The organism is Hydrogenimonas cancrithermarum (assembly GCF_030296055.1).
Lineage (GTDB): Bacteria > Campylobacterota > Campylobacteria > Campylobacterales > Hydrogenimonadaceae > Hydrogenimonas > Hydrogenimonas cancrithermarum.
This window is the reverse complement of record NZ_AP027370.1, coordinates 1767193-1776246: the sequence shown is the minus strand read 5'-3', so window position 1 is coordinate 1776246 and position 9054 is coordinate 1767193. Positions and strand designations below refer to the sequence as shown.

The 9054-nt window shown below is 54.4% G+C and carries 11 protein-coding genes; 1 reads left to right on the top strand and 10 read right to left on the bottom strand.

Translation table 11 applies throughout. From position 1 onward, the window contains the following. The first annotated feature begins 27 nt into the window (after window positions 1-27). Window positions 28-567, top strand: a complete 540-nt coding sequence (gene hpf, locus QUD54_RS09275; protein ID WP_286336450.1) for a ribosome hibernation-promoting factor, HPF/YfiA family — start codon at window positions 28-30, stop codon at window positions 565-567. 300 nt (window positions 568-867) lie between these two features. On the opposite strand, the gene recG is transcribed toward hpf, so the two are convergent. From recG to QUD54_RS09225, 10 genes are all read right to left on the bottom strand, one after another. Next, entirely contained in the window at window positions 868-2691 is a 1824-nt protein-coding gene (recG, locus tag QUD54_RS09270) for an ATP-dependent DNA helicase RecG (protein WP_286336449.1), read from the bottom strand. Next, window positions 2691-3026, bottom strand: coding sequence for a DUF5615 family PIN-like protein (locus QUD54_RS09265; protein WP_286336448.1), 336 nt, complete (start codon window positions 3024-3026; stop codon window positions 2691-2693). The genes recG and QUD54_RS09265 overlap by 1 nt, the downstream gene beginning before the upstream one ends. 10 nt (window positions 3027-3036) lie before the next feature. Continuing rightward, window positions 3037-3270: a DUF433 domain-containing protein gene (locus QUD54_RS09260; RefSeq protein WP_286336447.1), complete on the bottom strand. Its 234-nt coding sequence runs from the start codon at window positions 3268-3270 to the stop codon at window positions 3037-3039. 69 nt (window positions 3271-3339) lie between these two features. Next, window positions 3340-4650: a M16 family metallopeptidase gene (locus QUD54_RS09255; protein WP_286336445.1), complete on the bottom strand. Its 1311-nt coding sequence runs from the start codon at window positions 4648-4650 to the stop codon at window positions 3340-3342. Between the two features lie 55 nt (window positions 4651-4705). After that, window positions 4706-5752 carry a dehypoxanthine futalosine cyclase gene (locus QUD54_RS09250; RefSeq protein ID WP_286336444.1) on the bottom strand — a complete coding sequence of 349 codons (1047 nt, stop codon included), beginning with the start codon at window positions 5750-5752 and terminating at the stop codon, window positions 4706-4708. Next, a complete protein-coding gene (nusB, locus tag QUD54_RS09245; RefSeq protein ID WP_286336443.1) occupies window positions 5749-6168 on the bottom strand; it encodes a transcription antitermination factor NusB in 420 nt (139 codons plus the stop codon). The genes QUD54_RS09250 and nusB overlap by 4 nt, the downstream gene beginning before the upstream one ends. Beyond that, window positions 6168-6638: a 6,7-dimethyl-8-ribityllumazine synthase gene (ribH, locus tag QUD54_RS09240; RefSeq protein WP_286336442.1), complete on the bottom strand. Its 471-nt coding sequence runs from the start codon at window positions 6636-6638 to the stop codon at window positions 6168-6170. Before ribH ends, nusB begins: the two co-directional genes overlap by 1 nt. 201 nt (window positions 6639-6839) lie before the next feature. After that, window positions 6840-7637 (bottom strand): 3-deoxy-8-phosphooctulonate synthase, encoded by a 798-nt coding sequence (gene kdsA, locus QUD54_RS09235; RefSeq protein ID WP_286336441.1) that lies wholly within the window; start codon window positions 7635-7637, stop codon window positions 6840-6842. Next, complete coding sequence (locus tag QUD54_RS09230) at window positions 7634-8281, bottom strand: GGDEF domain-containing protein (RefSeq protein ID WP_286336440.1); 648 nt, start codon at window positions 8279-8281, stop codon at window positions 7634-7636. Before QUD54_RS09230 ends, kdsA begins: the two co-directional genes overlap by 4 nt. A gap of 10 nt (window positions 8282-8291) precedes the next feature. Next, the gene (locus QUD54_RS09225; RefSeq protein WP_286336439.1) at window positions 8292-9008 is read right to left on the bottom strand and encodes a GGDEF domain-containing protein; all 717 of its coding nucleotides are present in this window, start codon (window positions 9006-9008) and stop codon (window positions 8292-8294) included. Window positions 9009-9054: the final 46 nt, after the last annotated feature.

Sequence of the window (9054 nt, the reverse complement as noted above, 5' to 3'; positions counted from 1 at the left end):
ACATAAACAGACAAAAGGAGTTAGACGATGAACATAAGCATCGTAGGTCGCCATTTCGAATTGACCGATGCCATCAAAAACCATATTGAAAGTGCTATCGACGGTCTTAAAAAATACAATCTCGATATCATCTCCACCCGCGTCGTCATCGATGCGGACGAGAAAAATGGCAAAAAAGGGTACAGTGTCGAATTCGTCATCAACATGGCGAACAAAAATACCGTAGTCATCCGCCAGAAAGACAAAGACGTCTACGCCGCGATCGACTTGGCTATCGACCGTGCACACAAAGTCCTTCGACGCCACCACGACAAAGTGACCGAGCACAAATCGGTTCGCCCGGACGAACTCGCCGCGGCACACGAAGCGGAGATCGCGGCGGCACTCGCGGACGACAGCGACGAGATCGTACCGGCGGAGCTCGAACTCTACAAGCCACTCGAGATCGAAGAGGCGCTCAACCTCCTCAAATCGAGCCCGGATCGGCAATTCATCGTCTTCAACGACATCGAGGGCAAAATGCGCGTCCTCTACCGCCGCAGCGACGGACGCTTCGGGCTCTATTGATTTGTGATATAATTATGTTGTAGTAACAGCCTTTGCGTGTTCAAAGGGCCGGCAGGTCCGACGGGTCGCTCCCGTCGGACCTTTTTTTTTGCTATCGATGTGTGATATAATTTTACCCGTAACAACAGCTCGAGTGGTCTAAGGGCCTGTATCGGTCGATGGGAGTCATGACCCATCGGCCTTTTTTTTTGCAGGCCCGAGACCACTCGAGGAGGGCATATGCGAAGAGCATTGTTGTTACTGCTTCTGATCGCGATTTTTTTCGCGATCAAGGCATATTAGCTTCGCGGGGCGGAAGTTTCATCTTCCGTCCGCCCTCCTTTTCGCCGCTTCGACAATCTTTTCATCTTCCCCCATATCGAGCCAGACGAACTCTTTTCCGCTTTGCATCTTCCCTCTCAAAAGATCGCCCGATTTTCTGAACTTCAGGTCGAGCCGTGCGATTTCGAAGCCGTTGGCCGTCTTCGCGAACGATTGGAGCCGTTCGTTCTTCACATCGTGCGTAAAAAGAAAGCAGTAACCCTTGAGCCCTGTCCTGCTGACCCGTCCACGGAGCTGATGCAGTGTCGCCAGCCCCATACGCTCCGCTCCGACGATGACGATGGTCGAGAGTTTCGGCAGCGATATACCGACCTCGATCACCGTCGTGGCGAGCAGTATCTTTCCCTTTTCGGCAAAGGCCTGCAAGACATCGTCTTTGTTTTTGTCCCTGCCGTGGGTCACATGGACACCGTCGAAACGCGCTTTCCAGAACGCTTCGCTCTCCTCTATCGAACGGTAGCCGATATGTTCGCTCTCCTCCACCAGCGGATAGACCACAAGAACCTGCCGTCCCGCCTCCGTCTCGGTTCGGATATGCCCAAGAAGTGCCGTAAAACCGCTTTTGTCGACAATGTGCGTCGAGATATCTTTGACGAACGGTGTCGATTCGATCAGCGTTACGTCGATCAGGGCCGACTCCATCATCGCCTGCGTTCTCGGAATCGGGGTGGCGGAGAACTGCAAAAAATGCGGCTTCGCCTTTTTCGATGATGGACGATTTTTGGAGACAAGCCGCTCGAGCATTTTTCTCTGTTCGGTGCCGAAACGGTGCTGTTCGTCCACCATGATCAACGGCGCTTCGGGGAGATCGCGGTAGAGGAGTGCGTGGGTACCGACGATGAGATGCGCTGTTTGCATCTCACCCGCTTCCCTGCTCTGGGTGACGAGGGCCACATCGACGAAATCGGGCAGCCACTTTTTCGCCTCTTCGTAGAGTTGGCGGGCGAGTATGGAGGTGGGGGCCATCAGAACCGCTTTGTGCGGATATGCCATCGTCGCGGCGGCGAGGATGACCATCGTCTTGCCGCTTCCAACGTCGCCGACGATCATACGCCGTGCCGCCGTTTCGCCGCTCAGGTCGGCCCGGATGGCCTCGATCGCCCGTTTCTGGTCGTCCGTCAGCTCGAATGGCAGCCGCTTCACGAAGGGTTCGGCACTTCCATCCAAACGGGCGGTCGCAGGAAACCGCACCCGTTTCCCGCCGAGACGCTTGAAGTGGTCGAGCGCCTCGGCAAACTTCAGTGCCTCCACCGTTTTCGGCCCCACTCCGCCATGCCGACGGTAGAGTTTCAACCACGTATCGTCGGGCCTGTGTGCACGGACGATGAGCGCGGCTCTCTCTTCGTCGAGCCCCTCGCCCACCAGATTGGCGACCGTCACCAGCGATTCGACGATCCGTCGATGCACATCCTGCCGAAGTTTGCATCTGTATTGCGGAACGATTTCGCCCGTTTTGGATATCTTTTTCGGGTTGACGAGCTGAAGTTTCGAACCGTACCGATCGATCTTTCCTTGTAGAAAATGGCGCATGCCCGGCTTGAAGAGTGCGCCGTGGTAGGGTTTGGGATGAAAAATCGTGATCTCGATCGGCCGGTCGCAAAGGGGCGTGCGAGCCGTCGCTACTAGCCGCTTCGGCAGCCGCGACACCTGCACGATCTCTGCTTCGATCGTATGGGCTTCGCCGATGCTGAGCTCCGAGCTGAGCCTAGTATCGAGGTAGGAGATAGGCAGATGGATCGCCATCTCCAGAAGCGAAGAGAAACCGGCTTTTTTCAGTTTTTGGTCGAACGATTCGGAAGGCATTATATTTCGAGGATCACGGATGTTTCGTCATCGAGAAAATTTGCGATCGTCTCTCGCTTTTCGATGAGAAATGCAACCGTTTCATCGACCCGGCAGTTGCCTATTTTTATCCATACCACCTTCGGAGGGGATCCTTTGAGTATGGCGATATCGTTGAAGTCGGAATCCTTGGTCACTATCGCATATCGATTTCGCCTGGCATAGTGCCACACTTCGGAATCTTTCGCTTCGTCGAGCCCCAGAAGCATGACATGGGATGCCTCTGGAAAATGTTCGGCGATTCTGGAGACAACCCTGTGGGAGATGTTGTTGTCGAAAAGCAGACGGTACTTCACCGAAAGTACCTTACGCACTCAAAGGCGTGACAGTGGTCTTATGCTCTCTATCCGCGGCGTAGCGCAATGCCGCGAGGATATCTTCTCTCGAAAGTTTCGGAAAGTCTTCCATGATCTCCTCGAAACTCATTCCCGATGCAAGCATATCCAGTATGTCGTAAACCGTGATTCTCAGATTTCTGATACACGGCTTGCCGCCCCTTTTTTCCGGATCGATCGTGATACGGGTCAGTAGCTTATCCATGGCGATCTCCTCTATGACTCTTCTTCACCGAACAGACTTCCTGTTTCCTGTGCGATGATAAAGAGTATATCATTTTTTCCCGGCCGGCGTCTCTTTTTCATTGGTAATGATGGCGAATGTCAGTTTCAGAATCTCGGGATGCTTCGCAATGAAATCGTTCAGCTCTTCGACCGTCAACGCTTCGATCAGCTCCAGCTGTTTTTTGGAGTAGCCTAGCCCGAGTCCTTTGTAGTACTCGTCGAATGCACGCCCGAGACGCTGCGAGAGTGTTTCGTTGCGAAGCGGCTCGGAACCGAGCAGAAACATTTTGGCATCTTCGAGCTCCTTTTGCGTCACACCCTTTTCGACGAAGTCGTCGATCACATCGACCACCACCCTTTTCGCCTCGTCCTGGCTCTCGAGCTTGGTCTGCAGATAGCCGCTGAAATAGCTTCTGCTCTTGTTCAGCACGATCCGTCCGTAAGCCGAATAGGCAAGGCCCCGCTTGACACGCACCTCTTCCATCAGCCGGCTGCCGAAACCACTGCTTCCGAGAATGAATGCCGCCACTTTCGCTTTGTAGCTCTGCGGATCGTCCACACGCATCTTGAAAGGTGCTCCGAAATAGATGTAGGCCTGCTCGGTCAGTTTCTCTTCGACAACGGTTTTGCCTGCGCCGCTCGCCTCGTAGAAGGGCAGCGGTTCCGTTTCACCCCTCTTCAGCGGCTTCAGCGCCTCTTTCACATACGCTTTGGCCTCCTCGATCGTCATCGCACCCCCTATGACGACGATCGCGCGCCGAAGGACCAGATGCTTTTTCAGAAATTCGCGGACTTTTTCCAGTCTCAGTGCCTCGATATCCTGGACCGTCCCGTCAGCCGGATGCGCCAGAGGCGTCCCTTCGAAGAGTGCCTTTTTGAGCAGCAGGCTCGCCTGGTAATCGTAGTCACTCTCTTTGCGCATCAGCGATCCGATCGTCGTCGTCTGGACCTTTTTGAAACTCTCGTCCGTCAGATTCGGCGCTCGAAGGAGATCTTCGAAGAGGTCGACACCCTTTTCGAACTCCTCTTTGAGGGAAGTCAATTCGAAAACGAACGTTTCGGTTCCCGCATGTGCACTCAGGCTGATGGCCCGCTCTTCCAGCGCCTTGGCGAATCCCGTCGAACCGAGCGTTTCGGTCCCCTCGTTCATCATCCGTGCCGAAAACTTCGCCAGGCCCGGATGTTCCCCGTCGGCCAGCGAACCGCTGTAGCGGAACACCACCTGCATCGAAGCGATCGGAAGAAGCCGTTCCTCTTCGAAAATCAACGGGACATCCACGCCATTTATCTCAATCTTATCCAAAACCGCACTCATCAACACTCCTTGCAACACTGCCAGAAACAGCAAAATCTTCTTCATCCACAATCCTCTCTCAAAGAGCGACACTTTTCCGTCGTGATCGTTTCCTGACGTATCAGTAAACCTCTAAAATCTCGTACGCCGTATTCCGTTTCGCCGGCGTTTCGCCGACATCGCGGATAAGGCGGATCATCTCCTGCTGGTTCATACGGTTCACGGCACCCGCCGCTTTGACGACGTTCTCCTCCATCATCGTGCTGCCCAGGTCGTTGGCGCCGTATTGCAGTGCCATCTGGCCGATGTAGCTGCCCTGCGTCACCCACGAACTCTGGATATTTCTGACATTGTCGAGAAAGAGACGGCTGACGGCGAGGAGCCGAAGATAGCGGTTGGGGCTCGTTTTGTGTGTCACGATCCCATCGGCTTCGAGCTTCGTGTGATATGGCTGAAAACTCCACATGATAAAGGCACGGAAACCGCCCGTCTCGTCCTGCAGGTTGCGCACCAGATCCCAGTGCTCGACGATCTCTTCGTCGGTCTCCACAGTACCGAACATCATCGTCGCCGTCGACTTGATACCGTTTTCGTGGGCCAGTCGGTGGACATTCAGCCAATCTTCGACGTCGATCTTTTTGGGGGCGATGATGTCCCGCACGCGATCGCTCAAAATTTCCGCACCCGCACCGGGAATGGAGCTGAGTCCCTTTGCGGCCAGGCGCTGCAGCACCTCTTCGACACCGATATGTGAGACTTTGGCGATATAGTCGATTTCGACGGCACTGAAGCCATGAATCGTGATTTCGGGATACTTCCGGTGGATATGTTCGACGAGCTCTTCGTACCACTCGATTTTGAGTTTCGGATGCACACCGCCTTGAAAAAGGATCTGTGTCCCGCCGATGGCGAGCAGCTCCTCGATCTTTTGGTCGATCTCTTCGAACGTAAGCACGTAGGCGTCTTCATCTTTCCCATGGCGGTAGAATGCGCAGAATTTGCAGTCGACCCAGCAGACGTTGGTATAGTTGATATTCCTGTCGACGACGAAAGTCGTGATCTTTTCGGGATGCAGCTTCGCCTTCATCTCGCTCGCCATGCGGCCGAGCGTCTTGAGATCGGCATTGCGAATCAGGTCGACCGCCTCCGCTTTGCTCAGGCGGTTCATGCCTTCTCATCCTTCCGGGAAGCCGTCTTTTCGATCGCATCGAGCACGCCGTTGACGAACTTCGGCGACTGGTCGCTTCCGAGCTCTTTGGCCAGTTCGACCGCTTCGTTGATGATGACGGCCCGGTCGAGATCGGTGTAGAGCAGCTCGTAGGTTCCAAGACGCAGGATCGACTTGTCCACATGGTCGAGTCGGTCGAAATCCCAATCTTTCAAATGCTCTTTGATCTCTTCGTCGATGGTTCCGAGATGCTCGAGCACGCCGTTGTAGAGGCCGAGTGCGAACTCGCGCTGCTTGTTTCGGATCTTCTTCTCTTCAAGCAGGTCTTCGCTGAACTGCTGGACCTCCGGATTACCGATATCGTGCGCATAAAGCAGGCCGATCACGGCCCCGCGGGACTGATGTCTTGTCGCCATTACCCCTCCATCGTCCGGTAGAGATCGAGCATTTCAATCACACCCGTCATCGCTTCGAACCCTTTGTTGCCCGCCTTGGAACCGGCCCGCTCGATCGCCTGTTCGATCGTATCGGTCGTGAGTACGCCGAAGGCGACCGGCTTTCCGTGCTTGAGGGTCACATTCGCGACACCCTTGGTCGCTTCCGCCGCCACATAGTCGAAATGTGGCGTCGATCCGCGAATCACGGCACCGACACAGCAGACACCGGCATATTTCCCGGAAGCCAGCGCTTTTTCCAGCGCGAACGGGATTTCGAATGCACCCGGTACCAGAATCAGGTCGAGATTGCCGTCGTTGCCGCCATGGCGCAAAAAGGCGTCGCGCGCCCCTTCGACCAGGCGGTCGGTAATGATGTGGTTGAAGCGGCTCGCGATGATCGCGACGCGCTCGCTGCCGTCAAGTTTCAACTGTCCTTCGATAATGTTCATCAAACTATCCTCGATTTATAAATTGTGATATTTTAGCATAATCGCCGCTGCGCGGCGGGTGGGAGGGTGCGAAGCAACAAGCTATTCAGTATTGAAAACTCGGTTCTAACCTTCTAACCTTCTAACCTTCTAACCTTCTAACCTTCTAACCTTCTAACCTTCTAACCTTCTAACCTTCTAACCTTCTAACCTTCTAACCTTCTAACCTTCGACAATCTCCCGTATCGCTTCGATCTGGCCGATCAGTTTGTCAAGATCGTCCAGTCTGATCATATTCGGCCCGTCACTAAGCGCCAGAGAGGGATCGAAATGGGTTTCGAAGAAGAAGCCGTCGACGCCCGCTGCGGCGGCTGCACGCGCCAGATAGGGTACGAACGAACTGTCGCCACCGGTCTTTCCCCCCTGCCCCGGCATCTGAACGCTGTGTGTCGCATCGAAAATGACAGGTGCGAACGCCCGCATGATCGGGAGCGAACGCATATCCACGACGAGGTTGCCGTAACCGAAGGTCGAGCCGCGTTCGGTCAGCCATACCCCGGCTTTTTTGCTCGTTTCGTAATCGGCCCGTTCGTATCCGCGCGTCTTGAGCACCTTCAGGACCGAGTATTGCATATCGGCGGGGACCATGAACTGCCCCTTTTTGATATTGACGATGCAGTCAGTTTTGGCCGCCGCCACCAACAGATCCGTCTGGCGGCACAAAAAGGCGGGAATCTGCAGGACATCGACCGTTTCGGCTACGACAGGCACCTGACACGATTCGTGGACATCCGTCAATGTCTTGTATCCGAACGCCTGTTTCACCTCTTCGAAAATTTTCATTCCCTCCTCGAGGCCCGGCCCCCGGTAACTCTCGAGCGATGTTCGGTTGGCTTTGTCGAAACTCGCTTTGAAATAGAAGTCGATTCTCTCCTCTTCGTCATACTTTTTCAACGCTTCGGCGATACGCATCACACTCTCTCTGGACTCGATGACACACGGTCCCGCTATCAAAATCATACTTCCCCTCCCTCTTTGTCGAATATGACAAGACTCTTTTTCTTCTCTTTCGCGCTGCCGAGCGCATCTTCGGCAAGTTCCATCATCCGGTTGAGTTGGATCTGAATCCCGTACATCGTCACGGCACCTGCCGTCGTCCTGTATCGGATCTGCTTCTCCCCTTGCATCAGAGGTGTCTCGTCGATGCGCTTCTCGATCCGATCATAAACCGTCGGAATGTTTTCGGTATCGCATTCTGGCAGGAGAACGAAGATACCCGACCCTCCGAAACGGCCCAGAACATCGCTGCTTCGGACCGTTTCACGGATCGTCTCGACCAGATGTTTCAAGACACTGTCGCCCGTCTTGAAGCTGTAGCGTAGATTGATCTTCTCCAGCTGGTCGACATCGACGATCAACAGCGTCACGGGCCAGCGGTGGCGCCGTGCGAGTTTGATCTGGACATTGGCCATCTTGACGAAAAAGGGGTAGTTGAACGCCCCTGTCGTCTCGTCGAGCGAACGTGCGGCTGTCACCTCTTCCGTCAGAGCGTCGACTTTTGCACTGCTCGCTTTGAGTGCTTTTCTGCAGCGAAACCACATCGTTCCCACCGCGATGAGGGCCGTCGCGAGAACTCCGATAACACCATAGAGTATTTCAATCATCTGTTCAATCCTAAAAATGTTCGATCACGTTGCCCGTTTTCTCTTTGGCACGTTCGAGAACGTCGAAGGCACGCTCCATCAACCGTTTCAACTCCGCCGCACCGGCGTCGAGCGTCGTCACGCCACATTTACACTCGATCCTGTAGAGTTTGCCGTCGACCTCGACACGCTTGTCGGAAAATCTTTTTTTGATCCGCTTGGCGATCTCTTTGGACTGGCTCTCGCTGCAATTTTGCAAAAAGATCAAATATTCGTTCTTCGCGAAACTTCCTGCCAAATCGCTGCCGCGCATCACCTTCTCGAGCTCTTCGAGAACCATCTCCTTGATCTGAAGGCTGATATCTCCGGCCGCTTTGTTTCCCTGCATCGGATGCAGATAGAGCGCGATCATACTCACCGGCCAGCCATTGCGTTTGGCCAACAGTATCTGTTTTTTGCCCATCGTATGGAAAAGCTGCTTGTCGTGCATCTCCATCGCCGCGGAGGTGTTGAGCACCTCGTCGCACCGTTTGATCTGCATACGCGCCCGGATCAATTCCGTCACGAAAGCGTAGGAGACGACGGCCGCAAGCACGAAAAAGATGGCATACGCCAATCGTCCCGCTTCGGAAGCGGTGAGGTCGAAACGCTCGAGCCACTCGGTCAATACGGGAAGCCACGCCGCCGCACTGGTCAGGAAAATGGCGCCAAGCAGCGCTCCGAGAATTTTATATCTTCTTCTTTGCATACAAGCCCTTTCCAAACGACCTCATATACCCCCTTTGGTTTTCGAA